General features: G+C 70.5%; 18 protein-coding genes and 1 pseudogene. 8 read left to right on the forward strand and 11 right to left on the reverse strand.

The window, feature by feature from the left end; genetic code table 11:
* Positions 1-13: 13 nt before the first annotated feature.
* From RNB18_RS47020 to RNB18_RS47035, 4 genes are all read left to right on the forward strand, one after another.
* A complete protein-coding gene (locus RNB18_RS47020) occupies positions 14-1,666 on the forward strand; it encodes an amidohydrolase (protein WP_311720322.1) in 1,653 nt (550 codons plus the stop codon).
* A gap of 126 nt (positions 1,667-1,792) precedes the next feature.
* Positions 1,793-3,445, forward strand: a complete 1,653-nt coding sequence (locus RNB18_RS47025; protein WP_311720323.1) for an NAD-dependent malic enzyme — start codon at positions 1,793-1,795, stop codon at positions 3,443-3,445.
* A gap of 94 nt (positions 3,446-3,539) precedes the next feature.
* Positions 3,540-4,556: a LacI family DNA-binding transcriptional regulator gene (locus RNB18_RS47030; protein ID WP_311720324.1), complete on the forward strand. Its 1,017-nt coding sequence runs from the start codon at positions 3,540-3,542 to the stop codon at positions 4,554-4,556.
* A 61-nt stretch (positions 4,557-4,617) separates the two neighbouring features.
* Complete coding sequence (locus RNB18_RS47035; protein WP_311720325.1) at positions 4,618-5,589, forward strand: aldo/keto reductase; 972 nt, start codon at positions 4,618-4,620, stop codon at positions 5,587-5,589.
* Positions 5,590-5,604: 15 nt separating this feature from the next.
* On the opposite strand, the gene RNB18_RS47040 is transcribed toward RNB18_RS47035, so the two are convergent.
* The gene (locus tag RNB18_RS47040) at positions 5,605-7,146 is read right to left on the reverse strand and encodes a glycoside hydrolase family 43 protein (protein WP_311720326.1); all 1,542 of its coding nucleotides are present in this window, start codon (positions 7,144-7,146) and stop codon (positions 5,605-5,607) included.
* Between the two features lie 110 nt (positions 7,147-7,256).
* Here RNB18_RS47040 and RNB18_RS47045 point away from each other — a divergent pair, with 110 nt between their 5' ends.
* The 3 genes and pseudogenes from RNB18_RS47045 to RNB18_RS47055 all read left to right on the forward strand — a co-directional run.
* Positions 7,257-8,702, forward strand: coding sequence for a GH1 family beta-glucosidase (locus tag RNB18_RS47045; RefSeq protein WP_311720327.1), 1,446 nt, complete (start codon positions 7,257-7,259; stop codon positions 8,700-8,702).
* Between the two features lie 56 nt (positions 8,703-8,758).
* Positions 8,759-9,226 carry a MarR family winged helix-turn-helix transcriptional regulator gene (locus tag RNB18_RS47050; RefSeq protein ID WP_311720328.1) on the forward strand — a complete coding sequence of 156 codons (468 nt, stop codon included), beginning with the start codon at positions 8,759-8,761 and terminating at the stop codon, positions 9,224-9,226.
* Between the two features lie 30 nt (positions 9,227-9,256).
* Positions 9,257-9,448 (forward strand): annotated as a pseudogene (locus RNB18_RS47055) (ABC transporter substrate-binding protein); the annotation flags it as partial.
* Positions 9,449-9,609: 161 nt separating this feature from the next.
* Here RNB18_RS47055 and RNB18_RS47060 read toward each other — a convergent pair.
* From RNB18_RS47060 to RNB18_RS47070, 3 genes are all read right to left on the reverse strand, one after another.
* On the reverse strand, positions 9,610-9,963 hold the full coding sequence (locus tag RNB18_RS47060) for a VOC family protein (protein ID WP_311720329.1): 354 nt from the start codon (positions 9,961-9,963) through the stop codon (positions 9,610-9,612).
* 112 nt (positions 9,964-10,075) lie between these two features.
* Entirely contained in the window at positions 10,076-11,062 is a 987-nt protein-coding gene (locus RNB18_RS47065; RefSeq protein WP_311720330.1) for an aldo/keto reductase, read from the reverse strand.
* A 108-nt stretch (positions 11,063-11,170) separates the two neighbouring features.
* The gene (locus tag RNB18_RS47070) at positions 11,171-13,225 is read right to left on the reverse strand and encodes a sensor histidine kinase (protein WP_311720331.1); all 2,055 of its coding nucleotides are present in this window, start codon (positions 13,223-13,225) and stop codon (positions 11,171-11,173) included.
* Between the two features lie 306 nt (positions 13,226-13,531).
* On the opposite strand from RNB18_RS47070, the gene RNB18_RS47075 reads away from it, so the two are divergent.
* Positions 13,532-14,272 carry an SDR family oxidoreductase gene (locus RNB18_RS47075; RefSeq protein ID WP_311720332.1) on the forward strand — a complete coding sequence of 247 codons (741 nt, stop codon included), beginning with the start codon at positions 13,532-13,534 and terminating at the stop codon, positions 14,270-14,272.
* Between the two features lie 63 nt (positions 14,273-14,335).
* Here RNB18_RS47075 and RNB18_RS47080 read toward each other — a convergent pair whose 3' ends face one another.
* The 7 genes from RNB18_RS47080 to RNB18_RS47110 form a co-directional block, all read right to left on the reverse strand.
* Positions 14,336-15,253: an RNA polymerase sigma-70 factor gene (locus RNB18_RS47080; protein WP_311720333.1), complete on the reverse strand. Its 918-nt coding sequence runs from the start codon at positions 15,251-15,253 to the stop codon at positions 14,336-14,338.
* Between the two features lie 85 nt (positions 15,254-15,338).
* Positions 15,339-16,460, reverse strand: a complete 1,122-nt coding sequence (locus RNB18_RS47085; RefSeq protein ID WP_311720334.1) for a PP2C family protein-serine/threonine phosphatase — start codon at positions 16,458-16,460, stop codon at positions 15,339-15,341.
* Positions 16,461-16,590: 130 nt separating this feature from the next.
* Positions 16,591-17,460 carry a sugar phosphate isomerase/epimerase family protein gene (locus RNB18_RS47090; RefSeq protein ID WP_311720335.1) on the reverse strand — a complete coding sequence of 290 codons (870 nt, stop codon included), beginning with the start codon at positions 17,458-17,460 and terminating at the stop codon, positions 16,591-16,593.
* Entirely contained in the window at positions 17,457-18,473 is a 1,017-nt protein-coding gene (locus tag RNB18_RS47095) for a Gfo/Idh/MocA family protein (RefSeq protein ID WP_311720336.1), read from the reverse strand. Before RNB18_RS47095 ends, RNB18_RS47090 begins: the two co-directional genes overlap by 4 nt.
* 23 nt (positions 18,474-18,496) lie before the next feature.
* Positions 18,497-19,918: a sugar porter family MFS transporter gene (locus RNB18_RS47100; RefSeq protein WP_311720337.1), complete on the reverse strand. Its 1,422-nt coding sequence runs from the start codon at positions 19,916-19,918 to the stop codon at positions 18,497-18,499.
* Between the two features lie 9 nt (positions 19,919-19,927).
* Positions 19,928-20,878 carry a TIM barrel protein gene (locus tag RNB18_RS47105; protein ID WP_311720338.1) on the reverse strand — a complete coding sequence of 317 codons (951 nt, stop codon included), beginning with the start codon at positions 20,876-20,878 and terminating at the stop codon, positions 19,928-19,930.
* 29 nt (positions 20,879-20,907) lie between these two features.
* Positions 20,908-21,183: a hypothetical protein gene (locus RNB18_RS47110; RefSeq protein ID WP_311720357.1), complete on the reverse strand. Its 276-nt coding sequence runs from the start codon at positions 21,181-21,183 to the stop codon at positions 20,908-20,910.
* Between the last annotated feature and the right edge of the window lie 134 nt (positions 21,184-21,317).

Genomic DNA, 21,317 nt, shown 5'->3' on the forward strand with positions numbered 1-21,317 from the left:
GGAGCCCACTCCCATGTCACACACCGCGGACCTCGTCCTCACCGGCGGTCCCGTGCACACCGTCGATCCCGCCCGCAGCCGCGCCACCGCCGTGGCCGTGCGCGACGGGCGGATCGCCGCCGTCGGCCACGACGAGGTGCGCGAGCTGATCGGCCCGCGCACCGAAGTCGTCGACCTCGCCGGGAAGTTGCTGCTCCCCGGCTTCCAGGACGCCCACGTCCACCCGCAGGGCGCCGGCCTCGAACTCGGCCTGTGCCACCTCGCCGACACCGTCGACCCGGCCGAGTACCTGCGCAGGATCAAGGCGTACGCCGATCAGCACCCGGAAGCCGAGTGGATCACCGGCGGCGGCTGGTCCCTGGAGGCGTTCCCCGGCGGCGCTCCCACAGCTGAGGCCCTCGACGCGATCGTCCCGGACCGACCCGTCTTCCTGCCCAACCGCGACCACCACGGCGCGTGGGTCAACAGCCGGGCGCTGGAGCGCGCGGGCATCGACTCCCGTACCCCGGACCCGGTCGACGGCCGGATCGAACGCGACGCCGACGGCAACCCCACCGGCATGCTCCAGGAGGGCGCGGTCCACCTCGTGGGAAGGCTGGTTCCGGATCCCACGCCGCAGGAGCAACTCGCGGCCCTGCTGCGGGCCCAGGCCGTGCTGCACTCGTACGGCGTCACCGCCTGGCAGGACGCCATCGTCGGCGCGTACGCCAACATGACCGACCCGGCGCCCTCCTATCACGCGGCCCTCGACCAGGGACTGCTCACCGCCCGCGTGGTCGGCGCCCTGTGGTGGGACCGTGCGCGGGGTGCCGAGCAGATCCCCGAACTCGTCGCCCGACGCGAGGAGTTGAACCGCGGCCGGTTCCGTGCCACCACGGTGAAGGTCATGCAGGACGGCATCGCGGAGAACCACACCGCCGCGATGCTCGACCCGTATCTGACCGGTTGCGGCTGCTCCTCGGACAACAGCGGCATCAGCTTCGTCGAGCCGGGCGAGCTGAGGAAGTACGTCACCGAACTCGACGCGTCCGGCTTCCAGGTCCACTTCCACGCGCTCGGCGACCGCGCGGTGCGCGAGGCCCTCGACGCCGTGGAGTCCGCCCGCGCGGCCAACGGGTGGCGCGACACGCGGCACCACCTCGCACATCTGCAGGTCGTGCACCCGCACGACATCCCCCGGTTCCGCACCCTGGGCGCGAGCGCCAACCTCCAGATGCTGTGGGCCGCTCACGAACCGCAGATGGACGAACTGACCCTGCCCTTCCTCGGCGCGGAACGCGGCACACGGCAGTATCCGTTCGGTGATCTGCTGCGCGCGGGCGCGACCCTGGCCGCCGGCAGCGACTGGCCGGTCAGCAGCCCCGACCCCTTCCAGGCCATCCATGTCGCCGTCAACCGGATCGCCCCCGACGCCCCTGAGGGCACGCCGGAGTTCCTTCCGGAGCAGCGCCTCGACCTGGGCACCGCCCTCGCCGCGTACACGGCGGGGAGCGCCCATGTGAACCACCTCGACGACATCACCGGCAGCATCACCGTGGGCAAGTCGGCCGATCTCGTCGTCCTCGACCGCGATCCGTTCGCAGGGCCGCCCGAGGAGATCGCCGCCACCCGGGTCCTGGAGACCTTTGTCGACGGGCAGCGAGTTCACGCGGCGCGGGACGCCTGAGCTGACGTGTGCGGGCTCGGCCGACCCTCAGGTGATTTCGATGTCCGGGGACGGGGAAGGCGGAATGGGGCACGCAAACCTCCGCAGCACCCCCCGCCCCTGAAGCCCCTCGACCTGAGGAACGTCATGACAACGCACAGCCCCGCCCGTGCCCACGGAGCGGCCCTGCTCGCCGACCCGCTGCTCAACAAGGGCACCGCCTTCAGTCCCGAGGAGCGTGCCGAACTCGGCCTGGACGGGTTGCTGCCACCGGCGACGGAGACGCTCGACGAGCAGGCGGACCGGGCGTACGAGGCGTTCCTCGGGTACGACAAGCCGCTCAACCGGCACATCTACCTGCGCCAGCTCCAGGACACCAACGAGGTGCTGTTCTACGGCCTGCTCACCCGGCACCTGGAGGAGATGCTGCCGGTCGTCTACACGCCGACGGTCGGCGAGGCGTGCCGGCGCTTCAGTGAGATCTACCGCAGGCCGCGCGGTCTGTTCCTGACGTACGAGGACCGCCACCGCTTCAGGGAGATCCTGCGCAACCGGCCCGGCGGCGAGGTCGACGTCATCGTCGTCACCGACGGTCAGCGCATCCTGGGCCTGGGCGACCAGGGCGTCGGCGGCATGGGCATCCCGATCGGCAAGCTCAGCCTGTACACCGCCATCGGCGGCATCCACCCGGCGCGCACTCTCCCGGTCCTCCTGGACGCCGGCACCGACAACGAGCAGCTGCTGGCCGGCGAGCACTACCTGGGCCGCAGGCGGCACCGCGTCACCGGGGACGCCTACGACGAGATGATCGAGGCGTTCGTGTCCGCGGTGGAGGCCGAACTCCCCGGCACCCTGTTGCAGTGGGAGGACTTCGCGACCGCGCACGCCCGTCCCATCCTGGGCCGCTACCAGGACCGGCTGCTGACCTTCAACGACGACATCCAGGGCACCGCTGCCGTGGCGCTGGGCGCGCTGTCCACCGCCACGAAGATCGCCGGAACGTCCCTGACCGACCACCGCATCGTGGTCCTGGGCGCCGGTTCGGCGGCGATCGGGGTCGCCGACATGATCCGTACCGCGATCGTGGAGGAAGGCCTCTCCGAACAGCAGGCCGCCGACCGCTTCTGGTTCGTCGACATCGACGGCCTGCTGGTGCGCTCCCGCACCGACCTCACACCCGAGCAGCGCGTCTACGCGCGCGACGACGCGGAGGTACGACAGTGGGGTGCGCTCGATCTTGGGCGTGTGGTCGCCGAGGTGAAGCCGACGGTGCTGATCGGGCTCTCCACGGCGCACGGTGCGTTCACCGAGGAGATCGTGCGGACGATGGCCGACGGCTGTGACCGGCCGGTGATCCTGCCGCTGTCCAACCCGACCTCGAACGCCGAGGCCGAGCCCGCCGACCTCGCCCGCTGGACCGACGGCAGGGCCCTGATCGCGGCCGGCTCGCCCTTCCCGCCGCTGACGCTGGACGGGCGTGAGGTGCCGGTGGCGCAGGCCAACAACGTCTACGTCTTCCCCGCCGTCGGCCTGGCGGTCACCGCCTGCCGGGCCACCCGCGTGACCGACCGCATGATGGTGGCGGCGGCGCGGGCCGTGGGGGAGTGCGCGGTGCAGGCGGGCGCCGACGGGGCGACCCCGCTGCTGCCTCCACTGGCGAGCATGCGGGACGCCGCCCGCGAGATCGCCCTGGCCGTCGCGCTGGCCGCAGTCGAGGACGGCGTCGCCCCCGAGGCCACGGAGGCCGAGCTGCGCGACGCGATCGCGACGACGCAGTGGACACCGAGGTACGCGTCCTGACATGCAGTTGCCGGACCTGGCAGCTCCGAGTGCCTGTGAAAGGATCTGCGGTGGGCGCGAGGCCTGCTGGGGTTGAAGGCGGAGGACGAGTGACATGGACCGGCCGCCAGGCATGATGGACGTGGCCCGGGAGGCCGGCGTCTCGCACATCACCGTCTCCCGTGTCATCAACGGCCATCCTTCGGTCCGTCCGGAGACCCGCACGCGGGTCGAGGCCGCGATCCAGAAGCTGGGCTATCGCCGCAACAGTGTCGCCAGGGCCCTCAAGAGCCGGCGTTCCTCGACGATCGGCGTGGTGATCGTCGGGTCGGAACTGTTCGAGCTGCCGCGTATCCTCCTGGGCGTCGAGACGGCCGCCAAGCAGGCCGGTTACTGGGTGAGCCTGGCCAGCAGACAGGGTGAGAGCACCTCCGCCGACCTCATGGAGACACTGCGACGCCTCACCGACCAGTCGGTGGAGGCGATCGCGGTCGTAGCGGACCGGCCCGTCGTGGTGGAGGCGTTGTCCGGCCTGTCCTTCGGGGTGCCGGTGACGGTGGTGATGTCCGGCAGCGCACCCAACCCCGGTCTGGGCTTCGTCGAGGTCGACCAGGAACTGGGCGCCCGGCTCGCGGTGCGCCACCTCCTCGGCCTCGGGCACCGGGACATCGCCCACCTGACGGGAGCGCTGCGCACCTTCGACGCCCGGGCACGCGTCGACGGCTGGCAGGCCGAACTCACCGCGGCGGAAGCCCAAGGAGCCCTGCTGGAAGGCGACTTCAGCGCGGAGAGCGGATTCCGCCTGGCCCGCGAACTCTGCGACGCCGGCACCGGCCTGCCCACCGCGGTCTTCGCCGGGAACGACCAGATGGCGATGGGAGCGCTGGCCGCCTTCGCCGAGCGGGGCGTGAAGGTGCCGCAGGACGTCTCCCTCGTCGGCTTCGACGACATGAAGGGCGCCGGATACCTGGTCCCCGCTCTGACCACGGTCCGGCAGGACTTCGCCCACCTCGGCAGGACCGCCATCGAGCAGCTGGTGCGGATGCTGGGCGGGGAGCCTGCGGAACGGCAGAAGATCACGCCGGAACTCGTCGTACGGCGAAGCACCGCCGCGCCGCGCGCCGGTTCCTGAAGCCCGCCACGGTTTCGACAGCCCTCACCGGAGGGCCTCACCAGGGGAGTACGGACAGCACATGCGTTATCGGGAACTGGGCCGCACCGGCCTGACCGTGTCCGAGATCGGCTACGGCGCCTGGGGACTGGGCCAGGGCGCCTGGGTCGGCGCCGACGACGACTCCGGCGTCCGCGCCCTGCGCCGCGCCCTCGATCTGGGCGTCACCTTCATCGACACCGCCCGGGCCTACGACCGCAGCGAGCGCGTCGTCGGCCGGGCGCTCAAGGAGCTCCCCGGCGGCGGGGAGGGCGTCCACGTGGCGACGAAGGTCGCTCCGAAGGTGCCCGTCTCCTTGTCGCCGAGCGGACTCGACCCCATGGTGGCGTTCCCGGGCGCGCACCTCCGGGAGAGCCTGGAGACCAGCCTGCGCGAACTCGGCCGCGATCACGTCGACCTCCTTCAGCTGCACACCTGGGAGGACGAGTGGACCGGCCGCGGCGACTGGCTGGAGACGGTGGACGCCCTCAAGCGGGAGGGCAAGATCAGGTTCTTCGGGATCTCCGTCAAGGACCACCAGCCCGAGAACGTGCTCACGGTGCTGCGTACCGGAGTGCTCGACACCGTCCAGGTCATCTACAACGTCTTCGAACAGGCCCCGTCCGACGCCCTGTTGCCGGCCTGCGAGGAGTACGGCGTCGGCGTGATCGTCCGTGTCGCCCTCGACGAAGGCGCCCTCACCGGAGCGATCCGCACGGGTGCCACCTTCCCCGAGGGCGACTGGCGCAACTGGTACTTCAGGGACGACCGGCCCGCCCAGGTCGAGCAGCACGTCGACGCGATCCTCGCCGACCTGGGCAGCGCCGCGGAGGAACTCCCGTCCGCCGCCCTGCGGTTCGCCCTCGCAGGGCAGGCTGTCTCCACGGTCATCGTCGGAATGCGTTCCCTGCGGAACGTGGAACGCAACGCGGCGATCGCCGACGCGCCACCGCTGACCGAACGGGAACTCGCCGTGCTGACCGAGCACCGCTGGGCGAAGAACTTCTACGGCTGATCCCCGCGAGCGGCGTCAACGGGCCGGGGCGTACTCGAACCAGTGCACGTGCGCCTCGCCCGCGTCGGCGCCGCCGATGCCGTACAGGCCGAGGTGGACCCCGACGAACCCGCCGGCGCGTTCGGTGCTGAAGAAGGGCCGCTCGATGCTGCCCAGAGTCGTCCACGTGCCGTCCTCGACGTGGAAGGTGTAGCCGGACTCGTCGCTGTCGACCACGAGGACGACCTCGTCGGATGTCACGGCGACTGCCCCGAGCCGGGTGGGGGAGCCCGCCTCGTGGGCGGTGAGCACAACGTGCGGGACGCCGGAGGCGTCGGCGGTCAGCGCGAGGGTGGCGTGGTGCGCGTGCTGGAAGACGACCAGCCCCGCTTCCTGAGTCGGAGCGGTGGCGGTGAAGCGGACCCGGGCCCTGGCGCGCATACGGAGATGCTGCTGACGGCGTGCGACGAACGCGGGAGTGCCCGTACCGGTGAGGGGCTCGGGGGAGAGGCGGATGGTCAGGCCTCCTTCCCCCGGGCCGGTCGAAACCAGATGACCGACCGGTCCGCGCAGGCTGCTCCATTCCGGGCCGAGCGCTGTGCCGCCGAAGTCGTCCCGCGCCGGCCGGACCGGCGCCACGGCCCCCGCGCCGGTCCCCGCCGGCAACCGCTCCGACAGCCTCACCCGACCCGTGTCCGGAGCGAACACCGGGCCGTCGGCGGTCCATTCGACCGGGACGAGGAACACCTCGCGGCCGAGGGTGTGCGTGCCGTCGAGCGGTCGTACGCCCAGAGCGACGGCCCAGGTCTCCCCGGCGGGCGTGTCGACGAGGTCGACGTGACCGACGTTGTGGATCGGCTCCGCCGCCCCGCGGTGGCGGTGGGTGAGCAGCGGGCTCCTCGGGTCGGTGGAGTAGGGGCCGGTGACGGCGTCGGCGCGGGCCGCGGTCACGGCGTGATGACGCTCGGTTCCGCCCTCCGCGCCGATCAGGTGGTAGACCCCGTCGCGCTTGTACAGATGCGGTGCCTCCACCCAGGCGCCGCGCATGGCGCCGTACCACAGCGCATGGGTCGGCCCGGTCAACGCCAGGCTTTCCAGGTCGAGTTCGCGCATCCACAGCTCGCCGGGGCCCGTCACCTCCGGCTCGGCGGCGTCGCGGCAGGCGGTGAACCAGCAGCGGCCGTCGTCGTCGAAGAACAGTGACGGGTCGATGCCCTCCGCCTCCAGGACGACGGGGTCGGACCAGGGACCGGCGGGGTCGGACGCCGTGAAGAGGTAGGTGGTGCTGCCCTGGCGGCCCCTCGCCAGGGCCACGACCACGTAGAAGGTGCCTCCGTGATGGCGGATCGTCGCGGCCCAGAGGCCGTCCGACACGTCGAGCCCGGTCAGCGGCACCTGGGACGGGCGGTCCACCACGTGTCCGAGCGGCTGCCAGCCCACCAGGTCGCGGCTGTGGAGGACCGGGATCCCGGGGTAGTACGCGAACGACGACGTGACCAGGTAGAAGTCCTCGCCGACCCGGCAGATCGAGGGGTCGGGGTGACTACCGGCGAGAACGGGGTTGGAGAAGGTCGGCACGGGGGCGCACTCCGAGTCGGACGGGAAGGGAACGAGCGGGGGCGGGACAGGGGCCCTGGCTGCTTGTTAACGTTAACATCGCCATCGGTCAAGACAACGGAGAGACGTGCATGCCCACTGTCGCGAACACCCAGCAGCTGACGTTCCCCGCCGACTTCCTCCTCGGCTCCGCGACCGCCGCCTACCAGATCGAGGGTGCCGCCGACGAGGACGGGCGCGGCCCCTCCATCTGGGACACCTACTCCCACACGCCGGGCAAGACATGGAACGGCGACACCGGTGACGTGGCCGCCGATCACTACCACCGTCTCGACGAGGACCTCGACCTCATGGCGTCCCTGGGCCTGAAGGCCTACCGGTTCTCCATAGCCTGGCCGCGCATCCAGCCCACGGGCCGTGGGCCGGCCAATCCCAAGGGGCTGGACTTCTACAGCCGCCTGGTCGACGGTCTGCTCCAGCGGGACATCGCGCCGGTCGCGACGCTCTACCACTGGGACCTGCCCCAGGCCCTCGAGGACGAGGGCGGCTGGACGAACCGCGAGACCGCTTACGCCTTCGCCGACTACGCCCGTGTGGTCGGCGAAGCGCTCGGCGACCGCGTCGCGATCTGGACCACGCTGAACGAACCGTGGTGCTCCGCCTACCTCGGCTACGGCGCCGGAGCCCACGCTCCCGGCCGCAGCGACGGCGCCTCGGCGCTGACCGCGGTCCACCACCTCAACCTCGCCCACGGACTGGCCGTTCAGCAACTCAGGGCGGTCACCACCAACGACCCGCAGTACTCGGTCACGCTCAACTTCCATGTCCTGAGGGGCGAGGGCGAGGGTGCCGACGAGGCCGTACGGCGCATCGACGCGCTGGCCAACCGCGCCTTCACCGAACCCCTGTTGCGCGGCCACTACCCCCAGGACCTCATCGAGGACACCGCCGCCGTCACCGACTGGGCGTTCGTGAAGGACGGTGACCTCGCACAGATCCGGCAGCCCCTGGACCTGCTCGGCGTCAACTACTACGCCACCACCACCGTCCGCCTCTGGGAGGGTGTGACACCGCGTCAGAACAACGACGGGCACAAGGACATGGGCGGGTCCCCCTGGCCCGGCTCGACCCATGTCGAGTTCGTCGCACAGGAGGGCCCGCACACCGCCATGGGCTGGAACATCGACCCCGACGGACTCGAGGAACTCCTCCTGGACCTGCACACCCGGTTCCCGGACCAGCCTCTGGTCATCACCGAGAACGGAGCGGCCTTCGAGGACCACGTCTCCACCGGCCCCGACGGCGGCCAAGCCGTCCACGACCCGGAGCGCATCGACTACCTCCACCGCCACTTCGTCGCCGCCCATCGCGCCCTCACCGCCGGTGTCGATCTGCGCGGGTACTTCGTGTGGTCCCTGATGGACAACTTCGAGTGGGGATACGGCTACTCGAAGCGCTTCGGCATCGTCCACGTCGACTACGAGACCCAGCGGCGCACGCTCAAGGACAGCGCGCTGTGGTACCGGGAACTGGCGACGACGGGAAGCATTCCGCTGCCGGGGACCAGGGTGGGCTGACCCGACACGGGCCCCGGACCATTGGGTGAAGTGTCAACTACGTTTACACTTTCTCCATGGGAGAGACGGTGCGATGGCTGACGCCGGAGGAGCAGCGCGCGTGGCGTGGCTTCGTCCGGTTGCATGAGCGGCTCGGCGGGCGCCTCGGGCGCCTGCTGCAGTCGGAGTCCAATGTGTCGCCGGCCGACTTCGCGGTGCTGGTCCATCTGACGGACACCCCGGAGGGGCGACAGCGGTACCAGGATCTGGCCCGGGCGCTGGAGTGGGAGAAGAGCCGGATGTCCCACCACATCGCGCGGATGGCGGGGCGGGGGATGGTGGTCCGGGAGGACTGCCTCGAGGACGCGCGGGGCGCCTTCGTGGTGATCACGGACGTCGGCCGGGCGGCGGTCGAGGCGGCGGCCCCGCGTCATGTCGAGGCGGTACGTGAACTGTTCATGGACCATGTCACCCCGGCCGAACTGCGGGTCCTGGCCGAGATCTCCGAGCGCGTCATCGGCAAGCTGGACGAGGACCCGTCCTGACCCGGTCCCGTCTGCCTTGGTGAGGATGCAATGTCCGGCATGATCACCCAGGTGCGTCCGCCACAGCCGATCCGGATCGGTGCTCTCGTTCCGCTGACCAGGCCCGGCTGGGTCGAGGCGGGCCGACACCTGCTCGCCGGGCTCGAACTGGCCGTCGGCGAGGTCAATGACGCCGACGGGATCGGCGGAAGACCGCTCGAGCTGGTGGTCCGGGACACCGCGGAGTCGAGGGCACCCGCGGGCAGATCCGGTTCTCCCGCACGCCCGGCATCAGCGTCTGGCAATGGGCTCGGACACCGGTCCAGGTCGTTGACCGGGATCCGGCGGAACCCGGCCGCTTCCGGATCCGACACGCCGGCTGAGAGAGCCGGGGCTTCGGTTGGTCAGGCGGCCTGCCACAGCTCGATGCGATTGCCCTCCGGGTCGGTGACCCAGCCGAATCGACCGACACCCTCCATGTCCTGCGTCTCCTCGGCCACGTCCGCTCCGCCGGCGCGCAACTGCGCGAGCATCGCGTCCAGGTCGCGGACCCGGAAGTTGAGCATGGTCTGCTGGGAGCGGGACCCGAAGTAGTCGGTCCCGGACTCGAACGCCGCGAACACCGTGGGCCCGGCTTCCTGACGCCACAAACCGTTCTCGTCGGCGTCCAGGCCCAGGCAGTCGCGGTACCACGCACTCAGGGCAGCCGGGTCGGCGGCCCTGAGGAAGTATCCGCCGATTCCAAGCACACGTTCCATGCCGGCCATCTTGCCAGGAGGGCGGGCGGGCAGCGGGGCCGACATGGTCGGCGTCGGGCGGGACGTCTGCGGCAGGTCGATGCGCCGGGTCCGTCCCGTGCGGTCCCGCAGCTCAGCGGTCGTGCACCGGTGCCCGCTCGTCCAGGAGTCCTTCGCCCCGCAGGTCGTCCCACAGCTGTGCCGGGATCTCCGCGCCGAACGCCGACGTGTTGCTGCGTACCTCCTCCGCGGTGCGCATGCCGACGACGATGCCCGCGACCGCCGGGTGGCGCAGCGGGAACGCCATCGCCAGCTCCGGGAGGGTCACCCCGTGTGCCTCGCAGACGTCGGCGATGCGGTGCGCACGTTGCAGCAAGTGCGGCCCGGCGGGGGCGTAGTCGAAGGTGCTGCCCTCGGTGGGGCGGGCCGTGGCGAGCAGACCGGAGTTGAAGACCGACGCCGCCAGGACCGACACCCCGCGGTCCGTGCAGGCGGGCAGGAGTTCGTCCAGGGCGCTGTGGTCCAGGAGCGTGTAGCGGCCGGACAGCATCACGACGTCGACGTCCGACTCCCTGACCAGCCGGGTCAGTTTGCCGGGGTGGTACATCCCCGCGCCGATCGCCCCCACCACGCCCTGGGCGCGGAGTTCGGCGAGGGCCGGGTATCCGTCACGCAACGCGTCCTCGAAACGCTCCTCCGCGTCGTGCAGGAACAGCACGTCGATACGGTCCACGCCCATCCGCTCCAGCGAGTCCTCCACGCTGCGCAGCACACCGTCCCGCGTGAAGTCCCACACCCTGCGGTGGGTGGCGGGCACCGCGAAGCTCTCGTCCATACGGCCCGCCGGGTCCTGCGGGACCAGCAGTCGGCCGACCTTCGTCGACAGGGTGAACTCGTCGCGAGGCCTGCCCCGGAGCAGGGCGCCGGTGCGGCGCTCGGAGTGGCCGATGCCGTAGTGCGGGGAGGTGTCGAAATAGCGGATACCGCTGTCCCAGGCCGCCTCCAGGGCGCCGGCGGCCGTCCCGTCGTCCAGCGGTGCGAAGAGCCCGCCGAGCGGACCGCCACCGAAGCCCAGTTCCGTGACGTGCACATCGGTTTTCCCGAGCCGGTTCCGCCTCATCCACTGTTCCCCTCATCGGGCCGACATCGCGCGATCATCCTGCCGCGGCGAGCGCCCCACGGCCAAGGAGATTTACCGGTGCGAGGCTTCCTCCACCGGTTCGTCGGCCTACCTGTCGTTCCAGGCCTCGTAGCCGCGGGCGGTGCCCTCGGGGAAACCGTTGTTCGTGAAGGCGGCCAGGGCCATGGTGTCGATGTCGGACTCCACTCCCGTCCCCCGATAGGTGATCGTGTCCGGGAGCATCGCCAGCGCCGTCGTGCCCTGTCCCTGCTCGTGCGGGCGCAGCTGGACGCGGATGCCGTGCCGGTCCGCCAGCCGGCCGACCACGTACAGGCCCATGCGCTGGGAGATCGCGACGTCCACGGTGGGCGGGTCGGCCAGGTGGTGGTTGATGTCGGCCAGTTCCCCTGGCGGCAGCCCGATGCCCCGGTCGTGGATCTCGACCATGATCCGGCCGTCGGGCAGTCGTGCCGCGGTGACCAGGACATTGGAGTGCGGCGACGAGAACGTCGTCGCGTTCTCCAGCAGTTCCGCCAGCAGGTGCACCAGGTCGGTCACCGCGCGGCCGTGGATCTGGGTCTCCGGGACACCCGACAACTCGACCCGCTCGTACTGCTCCACCTCCGAGGCGGCGGCGCGGATCACGTCGACCAGGGGCAGCGGCTGGTCCCACTGCTGGGCGGGGGTCTCGCCGCCGAGCACGAGGAGGTTCTCGCCGTTGCGGCGCACCCGCGTGGCCAGATGGTCCAGCTTGAAGAGGTTCTCCAACTGCTCGGGGTCGGCCTCCTTGCCCTCGAGACCGGTGATCAGGGCGAGTTGACGCTCGATCAGTGACTGGTTGCGGCGCGCCAGGTTGCTGAAGATCGTGTTGATGTTGGCGCGCAGCAGTGCCTGTTCGGCGGCGAGCCTGACGGCCTCGCGGTGCACATGGTCGAAGGCGCGGGCGACCTCGCCGATCTCGTCCGTGGTGGTGATCGGGATCGGCGCCACCTGGGCGTCGACGCGGCCCGGGATGGCCCGGGTGAGCTGGGTGAGCAGCGCGGGGAGACGCTGCTCGGCGATCTCGAGGGCCGAGGCGCTCAGCCGGCGCATGCTGGTGCTCATCGTCCGGGCCACCCAGGCGGCGAGCAGGAAGGCGGCGAGGACGGCGGCGAGGACCAGCGCGGCGTTGATGACGGCGTCGTTGCGGGCGTCGTCGGCGATGCTGTGGGCGTCCGCCAGAGCGCTGTCGGTGAGGTACACCTCGACGCTGCGGTACGCGTCGAAGCTGAGGGTGGAGGCGGCGAAGAACGTCTCGGGCGTGATGCCCTGCGCGGCGAGCTGCGCGGCCGACTTGCCCGAGGCGATCTCGGCGGCCATCTTGTCCAGGCTCGGCGGGGCCACGAAGGTCTTTCCCGCCGCCTCGGCCTGCGTCTGGGTCTTCTCGGCCTGCTCCTTGCCACGCTTCTCCGCGTCGGACAGGGCGTTGCGCAGCCGCGTCATGTCCTCGTCGGTGCCGGCGCCGGCGTACTCCTGGAGCGCGACCTGTTCGAGATAGACGTACGAGCTGAACGAGCCGAGCTGGACCTGGAGTTCGCCCTCGGCGAGCTTGCCGCGGTCCTCGACGAGGAGGTGGGTGCCGATCGCCCGGATCAGGGATTCGGCGGCCTGGGTGAGGGAGGCGGCGTAGAGGGTGCGGCCGAAGCTGGCCTGGTTGCTGCTGCCGAAGCCGAGCTCGTTGGAGATCTCCATCAGCGGGTGCTGGACGGCGTGGTAGCTCTCCTCGGTCTGCACGCCGGTCAGCCGAGAGGTGAAGGCGTTCGCGCGCACCGACGCGAGCTGTTTCTCGCCGGTGCGGACCAGCTGGACCCGGCGCTCCAGCCCGGCGGTCTGCGGCATCCGCTCCACCGCCTCGTCGAACGCCTCCGCGTCCGCGTCCGTGACGGCCCGGGCCTTGGCGACCAGGCTCGACGTCCGGTCGCCCTTGACCAGGGGAATGACCGACACATCGCGTTCGTCGATGGCGTCGCTGGCGTACTTGTTCGCCGCCTGGACCAGTTCGGCCACGCGGACCGCGTCGTCGGCGTCCTGCCAGGTGTCCACGGAACGCTTGACGCGGATGCCGCCGAGGACGAGGGCCACGATCACCGGGATGAGGAGGATGGCCTGGAGTTTTCTGGCCACGCGCCAGTTGCGGGTTCCCCATCGCCTGCGGGGGGCGGACGGTGTGTTCGACAAGATGGCCTCACGGTTCTGGTTCGCCTCACGTCCTGCACTCCTAAGAACGCGGCGCACAGGGGTATTTGTTCAGATCGGCGCGCCGGGCGATTCGGGGAGGGGTGCGCACGATGAGCGGTGGTGGCCAATTCCTAGCACCACGTCTTCACTTTCGACCGGCCTTTCGCCGAAGTGGGTGTCGCCCGGCTGTCACAGATCCCGTCGCTGTCCTGTCCTGCTGAAGGAAACCCCGAACAGGAAAGGGAGACAGCGATGAAGATCGTCGTCATCGGAGGTACCGGCCGGATCGGGTCGCAGGTGGTGAACCTGCTCCAGGACCGCGGCCACGAGGCCGTGGCGGCCGCGCCCGGCACGGGCGTCGACACCCTCACCGGCGAGGGCCTCGCGGAGGTCCTGAAGGGCGCGGACGTGGTCGTGGACGTGGCGAACTCCCCGTCGTTCGAGAAGGAGGCCGCCATCGACTTCTTCACGCGCGCCATGCGGAACCTCACCGCGGCGGAACAGCAGGCGGGGGTCCGCCACCACGTGGCGCTCTCCATCATCGGCGTCGACGAGGTGCCCGAGCTCGGCTACTACCTGGCCAAGGTCGCCCAGGAGGAGGCCGTGCGCGCGAGCGGCGTGCCCTTCAGCATTGTGCGGGTCGGTCAGTTCTTCGAGTTCATCGCGCCGGTGATGGACCTGACCACCCAGGGCCAGGAGGTGCACCTGCCCTCCACCCAGCTGCGCCCGATCGCCGCCGCGGACGTCGCCGCCGTCGTCGCCGAGACGGCCCAGGGCGAGCCCGTGAACGGGCTGCGCCTCAAGGCGGGCCCCGAGATCCACCGCCTCGACCGGCTGGCCGAGATCACCCTGGCGGTGAAGCCGGACGGCCGCACCGTCCTCACCGACGAGAACGCCGGCATGTTCGCGGGCATCCCGGACGGCGTCCTGACCGGCGACGGCACCGTGGAGACGGCGCCCACCCGCTATGAGGACTGGCTCAAGCAGAACTGATCCGGGTGCCTGCCCCGTGACACCGGCACGCGCACGGTTCGCCGGACACAGGCCGGGGCAAGGCTAGGGCTCCTGGCGTACGAGCCGGCCCGACGACCGCTCGTACGCCCGGAGCTTCTCCGGTGCCAGCACCCAGTAGAGCCCGTCGATGCCGTCCGCGCCCACCGTGACGCTCACCAGGCCGACGGTCTCCCCGTCCTTGCGGATGAGCAGACTGGGCAGACCGTTGGCCTCGGCCATCGCGAAGTCCGCCCCCGGGATGAACTTGTTCACGAAGGCACTGATCTTGGCCACCCGCCCCGCGCCCACCACCTCCAACCGCGCCACGCCCCGCAGACCGTTGCCGTCCGCGTAGGCGACCACGTCGGCCGACAGAACGCTCTCCAGAGCCGCCACGTCACCGTGTCGCGCCGCCGCGACGAACGCGTCGAGCAGCCGGCGGTGCTCCGCCGTGTCGACGGGGCCACGGCGCTCGGCGGACAGCCGCTTGCGGGCCCGGCTCACGATCTGTCGCACATTGGCCTGGCTCAGCTGGACGATGCCCGCGATCTCGTCGTACGGGTAGTCGAAGGCCTCCCGCAGCACGTAGGCGGCCCGCTCCACGGGATTCAGCCTCTGCAGAACCAGCAGCACAGCCAGCTCCAGCGCCTCACCGCGCTCGGCGCCGACCTGCGGGTCCACACTGGTGTCCACGGGCTCCGGCAGCCACGGGCCGATGTAGGCCTCCCGGCGCACCCGCGCCGACTGGGCCACGTTGATGGCCAGCCGCGTGGTGATCTTTGCCAGGAACGCCCCGGGATTCAGCACCTCGCTCCGGTCGGTGTCCTGCCACCGCGGCCACACGTCCTGCACCACGTCCTCGGCCTCGGACACACTGCCCAGGATCCGGTAGGCGATCCCGAACAGCCGAGGACGCAGTCGCTGGAACGCGTCCGCCTCCTCGTCGAGAGAGCCGTCGGTCAGTGGCGGAAGCTTGTCCATGGAGCCGATGCTACGGCGGTCCCGCCAGGCCCCAGCGCAGCGCGACGGAAGCCGCCCGAAGAGCCTGCGGACGGGGGGACCTGTCTCAGAGACGCGGGGAGCGGCGGACCGTCAGGACGGCGACGTCGTCGTGCGGGCCACCGCTGCCGGCGAACGCGCGGGCGTCGTCGTGCAGGGCCTGCGGCAGCTCGGTGGGGGACAGGCCGACGTACTTCGTCAGGCGCTCGTCCACCGGGTAGAACGTGCCGTCCGCGGAGCGGGTCTCCGTCAGGCCGTCGGTGCTCAGCAGCAGCGTCGCGCCGTCGGGGAACTCGAACCAGCCCACGGTCGTGGGCTCGTGGGCGAGCTCGGCCAGGCCGAGCGGGACGCCGGGCTCCAGTTCGGGAGTGCTGATGGTCCCCTCGTACAGCACATGCGGCAGGACATGTCCGCAGTTGACGGCCTGCACCTCGGTCTCCGCGTCGACGCCGACGACGAGGGCGGTGACGAAGCGTTCGTCGTCACCGGTGTGCATGGCGTAGGAGTTGTGCCGCACGACGGCGGCGTCCAGGGTGTCCACGAGCCCGGTGAGGGTGGGCTCGCGGTGGGCCGCCTCCCGGAAGGCGCCGATGACGGCGAACGCGGAGCCCACGGCGGCGAGCCCCTTGCCCTGCACGTCCCCGATCAGCACCCGGGTCCCGAAGGGCGAGTCGACGACGTCGTAGATGTCGCCGCCGACGAGCCGTTCCTCCTGGAGCGGCTCGTACACGCCGTTGACCAGGACGTCGTCGGTGAGAAGGGGGAGAGGGTGCAGGATATGCCGCTGCATGGCCGCGGCGGTCGAGCGCAGACGCAGCATCGCGTGCTCGCGACTGATCCGCCGGTGGCAGGCGTAGACGGAGGTGGCCGCCAGGGCCAGGGTGAACAGGATCAGCAGGAGCCGGTCGAGCCAGTGGCCCCCGTCGCGGTCCCGCAGCAGCACACTGAGGGTGACGACGACCGCCGTCCACGCGGCGACGAACGTCGTCTGCCGGACCGTGCCCAGCGCCGAGGCGGCGCCCGGCAGGAACACCAGGAGCCCCAGGAGCCACACCTCGGACCCGGACAGCGTGCCGAGGACCTCGACCAGGCCCGTCACGGTCACCACCCCGGCGACCAGTTCGGCGTTGCCCGGAGGTTCGATGGCGTCGAAGGTGTCGCCAGGTCTCTTGCGGCGGCTACCTGTCATGCGTGCTCCCGGGCAGGTGGTGATCTCCCCCTACGTTATGCAGGCCCGCCCCGGCCCGGTGACGCGCCCCGCCGATCCGGCCGGGGGCTGACGGGTGGCACCTCCTCGTGCCACGACCCGTTCGACCAGGCTACCCGCCCAGCTCCTTGCTGATCCGGTCCAGCATGAACGCCGAGGACTCGCGCGCCCGCTCCTCCCAGGCGAAGACACAGGCCGTCGCCACGCCGTCGAAGCCCAGCTCGCGCAGGGTGCCGAAAAAGGCGTCCCAGTCGACCTCGCCCTGGCCGATGTCCAGGTGCTGGTGGACACGGGCCGTGGTGCCGGGCGGGTTGAGGATGTAGCGCAGGCCGCTCGACCCCTTGTGGTTGAAGGAGTCCGCGATATGCACGTGCTGGAGCTTGTCACCCGCGTAGCGCATCATCTTCGCGATGTCCGCCCCGGTCTCCGCAGCGCCCGAGAGGTGGAAACTGTGCGGCGCGCAGTACAGGTAGTTCACCCAGGGCTTGTTGATGGCCCGGACGAGGTCGACCGCGGGCGTGTTCTCCTCGCAGAAGTCGTCGGGGTGGGCCTCCAGGTTCAGAGCGATGCCTTCGCGCTCGAACAGCGGGAGCAGTTCCTCCAGCGAGTTCCAGAACGCGGCCTCGCTCTCGGCGGCGCGCTCGGGGCGACCGTTGAACTCGCTGTTCATCAGCGGGCATTCGAGGTCCGCGGTGATCTCGATCATCCGCTTCCAGTAGCGGACGGCGGCCTGCCGCTCGGTCTCGTCGGGCGATGACCACTTGTACAGCGGCAGCACGGAGGACAGTTTCACGCTGTGCGTGCGCAGGGCGTTCTTCAGCTCCGCGATGCGCTCGTCGTCCGCCCGCGGGTGCAGGAAGAACGGCATGAAGTCGTCACGTGGCGACAACTCGATGTATTCGTAGCCGAGTTCGGCCACCGTGCGCACCATGTCGTCGATCGGCAGAGCGCGGAACATGTACGGGTCGAGGGCGATCTTCACGCGGCACCTCCGTAGAAGGCGGGACGGGGCTTGAGGTCCGTGGCGACGACGCGGCCCGACTCCAGGGCCTCGACGGTCGCGGCGGTGATGACGGTGGCGGCGTACCCGTCCCAGGCGGACGGGCCGGTGGGCTCGGCACCGGCGGCGAGGCCGGCGATCCACTCACGGAACTCGGTGTCGAAGGCGTCCCGGAAGCGGCTCACCCAGTCCGTGAGCACCTCGGTGCTGTGCCGACCGGAGGTCCGCACGCCCACCGTGGCCGGGTCGGGCAGCCGTACGAGACCCTCCTCGCCGACCGCCTCGCACTGGATGTCGTAGCCGTACTGGCAGTTGACGAAGACCTCCAGATCGATGCGGACGCCCTTCGCCGTCTCGAAGAGCATGATCTGCGGGTCCTTGAGGTGGGTGAACCGTTTGCTCGTGGCGCGTGGGATGAGCACCTGGGTGGAGACGATCTCGTCGTCGAGGAGCCAGCGCAGCACGTCCACCTCGTGCACGGCCGTGTCCAGGGCCGCCATGGCGGAGGTGTACGACTCCGGGACGGTCGGGTTGCGGTGGGCGCAGTGCACGATCAGCGGCTCACCGATCCGGCCCGATGCGATGACCTGCCGCATCTTCCGGTAGCCGGCGTCGTAACGGCGCATGAAGCCGACCTGGACCAGGCGGCGGCCGTGGGCCGTCTCCGCCTCGACGATCCTCAGACAGTCCTCGGCGGTGGTGGCCAGCGGCTTCTCGCAGAACACCGGCTTTCCCGCGGCTATCGCGGTCAGCACGTGCTCGGCGTGGGTGGGGCCCCAGGACGTCACGAGGACGGCGTCGACGTCGTCCGCCGCGATGAGCTCGGCACCGTTCGCGTACACCCGGGCACCGACCGGTGCGGCCGCCTCCTCGGCACGGGCCGCGTCGATGTCGGTGACCGCGACGACCCGGGCACCGGTCACGGTGTGGGTGAGACGCCGGATGTGTTCGTGGCCGATCCAGCCGGCGCCGATCACCCCTACACGTACAGTCATGGTCATTTCCTAACGAGTGGTAACTAGGAGAAGCGCGCCCGGAGTTCGGCTTCGAGGGTCTCGAGGGTGCGGCCCTTGGTCTCAGGGACGCAGCGCTTCACGAAGACGATCGAGAAGACGCCCGCCACCACGAAGAGGAAGAAGGTGTTGGAGATTCCGATGCCGGAGACCAGAGACGGGAAGACAAGACCGATCACGAAGTTGGTCAGCCACAGCACCACCGCGGCCACGCCCATGCCGAAGCCGCGCATCCGCATCGGGAAGATCTCCGACAGCATCAGCCAGGTCACCGGCGAGATCGCGCCCTGCTGGAAGGCCAGGAACGTGACGGTCATCGCGAGCACGGCGTAGGCGCGAGCGTCACCCGAGGGCAACACCAGCGAGAAGACACCGATGAGCAACAGGGCCGCCGTGGTACCCGTCTGACCGGTCATCAGCATCGGGCGGCGGGGCACCCGGCCCAGCAGCCAGATCCCGACGAAGGTCGCCAGCACCGAGATCACACCGTTGGCGATGTTCGCGGTCAGCGCGCTGTCGGCGGCGAAACCGGCGTCGGTGAGGATCTGGGTGCCGTAGTACATGATCGTGTTGACGCCGGTGATCTGCTGCACGATCGCGATGCCGAAGCCGACGAACATCAGCTTGCGGATCCACGGCGTGGACTTCATGTCCTGCCAGCCGCCGAGCCGTTGCTCCTCCTCCTTGACCGCGAGCGCGGACACCTCGGCGAGTTCGGCTTCGGCGCGCTGTCGCGAACGCACCTGCTTCAGGACCTCCAGCGCCTCGTTGAAACGCGTCTGTGAGGCCAGCCAGCGCGGGCTCTCCGGCATCACCAGCATGCCGAACCACAGCACCACGGCCGGGACCGTGGCGATCACCAGCATCCATCGCCACACCCCGCCGGACTCGCCGCCCGCCCGAGCGATGATCGCGTTGGAGGTGAAGGCGAGCAACTGCCCGCTGACGATCATGAGTTCGTTACGGGTGACCAGCGCGCCACGCCGCTCGGCGGGGGAGACCTCGGCGAGGTAGACCGGCACGGTCACCGAAGCACCGCCGACCGCGAGACCGAGGACGAACCGCGCGACCACCATCACCGCGGTGGTCGGCGCGAGGGTGCAGGCCAGCGCTCCGACGAAGAACAGCACCGCGAGGGCGAGAATCGTACGGCGCCGTCCGCGTGCGTCCGACAGCCGTCCGCCGATCACCGCGCCCAGCGCGGCACCCAGCAGCAGCGAGCTGGTGACCATGCCCTCGGTGACCGCGGTCAGACCTAGGTCGTCCGTCATGTACGGCAGGGCGCCGTTGATGACGCCGGTGTCGTAGCCGAAGAGCAGTCCGCCGAAGGTGGCGATGATCGTGATGACCCGCAGTCGCCGGGAGACGGCGGGCGGGGCCTCGTCCGTGAGGGCGGGGGACTGAGTCGCATCGTCCCTGACGTCCATGGCCACCTCCTATCGGTCGTCGTTCGGGCGTCGGGTCCCGGTGAGGCCGCAGCCGGCCAGGTGTTCCCGTGTGGTCACCGCGACGGGCAGCGGCACCTCGGGAGCGCACGGGTACAGGTCCTGCTCGACGATCACGAACAACTCGGCGTCCAATTGGGCGAGTTCGGCCACGACGTCGGCCGGGTTCGGCACTCCCGCGGGCGGCGACACGCACACCCCCCGTTTGACGGCCTCGCCGAAGGAGAGGCCCTCGGCGGCGACCTGCGCGAGTATCTCCGGGTCCATCTGCTTGATGTGGACGTAGCCCATCCGCTCGCCGAACCGGCGGATGAGATCGAGGTTGTCCCCGCCGCCGTAGGCCACATGCCCGGTGTCCAGGCAGAGGTTGGTGTACCGGCCGTCCGACTCGTTCAGCAGCCGCTCGATCTCCGGCTGGGTCTGGATGTGGCTGTCGGCGTGCGGGTGGATCACCAGCCGGAGGTCGTACTCGTCGAGCAGCAGCCTGCCCAGCCGGTCGGCTGCCTTGCCGAAACCCGCCCACTGGCCGGCGGTCAACTCGGGGGACTCGGTGAACGCGCCGGTCCTCTCGTCCCGGTACATGGGTGGGATGAGTACCAGGTGGTGGGCGCCCGCGGCCTGGGTGAGCGTGGCGACCTGGCGGACGTGAGCGAGCATCTCGTCCCATGCCTCGGGCCGGTGCAGCGCGCCGAAGGCCGTACCGCCGGAGACCTGGAGGCCACGGGCGTCCAGCTCCTCCTCGAGGCGCTGCGGGTCGGTGGGGAGATAGCCGTACGGGCCGAGCTCCAGCCACCGGTAACCGGCCTGCGCGAGTTCGTCGAGGAAGCGGGTGTGCGACACCTGGTGCTCGTCCTCGGGGAACCAGACGCCCCAGGAGTCGGGCGCGGAGCCCAGACACAGGTTGCCGACGGTGGTGCGGAGCGGGGATGGCGCCGTTGCCATGAAGTGTCCTTCGGGGAGGGGGACAGGGGTCAGTTGGAGGTGCGGCAGTCGAAGCCGGCGGCAATCTGCTGGGCCTGCTGCGGCCGGCGGGTGGTGACGACCTTGGGGCGGGTGACCTTGATGCGGCGCTGCAATCGCGGCGCGGCTTCGCCGGAGGCGGTGAACAGGGCGGTGCCGTTGCCGTAGGGGTTGGCGTTGATGACAGCGAAGGGCGACCCGGGCCTGCTCGGCGCCGGTGGCGGGATGGGAAACCGGAGCGGTGTCCGTGCCGGGGAGCCGTTGATCCAGTGGGGAATGGTGTTCACGGGGAGCGGTTTCCTTACAGGTAGTGGCGCGGGGTCTGATTGTGGGCGGCGTGGGCGGCCCGGGTGGTGCCTAGGGCGGCGACCTCGCTGACGGGGACGTCCCACCACGAAGGTCGTGTGCCGCAGCCTCGGCG

Source organism: Streptomyces doebereineriae (assembly GCF_031845645.1).
GTDB classification, from domain to species: domain Bacteria; phylum Actinomycetota; class Actinomycetes; order Streptomycetales; family Streptomycetaceae; genus Streptomyces; species Streptomyces canus.

What these genes read in the sequence shown, in the direction of transcription:
- RNB18_RS47020 (WP_311720322.1), top strand. Translation starts at nt 14, where the DNA reads ATGTCACACACCGCGGACCTCGTCCTCACCGGCGGTCCCGTGCACACC.
- RNB18_RS47025 (WP_311720323.1), top strand. Translation starts at nt 1,793, where the DNA reads ATGACAACGCACAGCCCCGCCCGTGCCCACGGAGCGGCCCTGCTCGCC.
- RNB18_RS47030 (WP_311720324.1), top strand. Translation starts at nt 3,540, where the DNA reads ATGGACCGGCCGCCAGGCATGATGGACGTGGCCCGGGAGGCCGGCGTC.
- RNB18_RS47035 (WP_311720325.1), top strand. Translation starts at nt 4,618, where the DNA reads ATGCGTTATCGGGAACTGGGCCGCACCGGCCTGACCGTGTCCGAGATC.
- RNB18_RS47045 (WP_311720327.1), top strand. Translation starts at nt 7,257, where the DNA reads ATGCCCACTGTCGCGAACACCCAGCAGCTGACGTTCCCCGCCGACTTC.
- RNB18_RS47050 (WP_311720328.1), top strand. Translation starts at nt 8,759, where the DNA reads ATGGGAGAGACGGTGCGATGGCTGACGCCGGAGGAGCAGCGCGCGTGG.
- RNB18_RS47060 (WP_311720329.1), bottom strand. Translation starts at nt 9,963, where the DNA reads ATGGAACGTGTGCTTGGAATCGGCGGATACTTCCTCAGGGCCGCCGAC.
- RNB18_RS47065 (WP_311720330.1), bottom strand. Translation starts at nt 11,062, where the DNA reads ATGAGGCGGAACCGGCTCGGGAAAACCGATGTGCACGTCACGGAACTG.
- RNB18_RS47075 (WP_311720332.1), top strand. Translation starts at nt 13,532, where the DNA reads ATGAAGATCGTCGTCATCGGAGGTACCGGCCGGATCGGGTCGCAGGTG.
- RNB18_RS47080 (WP_311720333.1), bottom strand. Translation starts at nt 15,253, where the DNA reads ATGGACAAGCTTCCGCCACTGACCGACGGCTCTCTCGACGAGGAGGCG.
- RNB18_RS47085 (WP_311720334.1), bottom strand. Translation starts at nt 16,460, where the DNA reads ATGACAGGTAGCCGCCGCAAGAGACCTGGCGACACCTTCGACGCCATC.
- RNB18_RS47095 (WP_311720336.1), bottom strand. Translation starts at nt 18,473, where the DNA reads ATGACTGTACGTGTAGGGGTGATCGGCGCCGGCTGGATCGGCCACGAA.
- RNB18_RS47100 (WP_311720337.1), bottom strand. Translation starts at nt 19,918, where the DNA reads ATGGACGTCAGGGACGATGCGACTCAGTCCCCCGCCCTCACGGACGAG.
- RNB18_RS47105 (WP_311720338.1), bottom strand. Translation starts at nt 20,878, where the DNA reads ATGGCAACGGCGCCATCCCCGCTCCGCACCACCGTCGGCAACCTGTGT.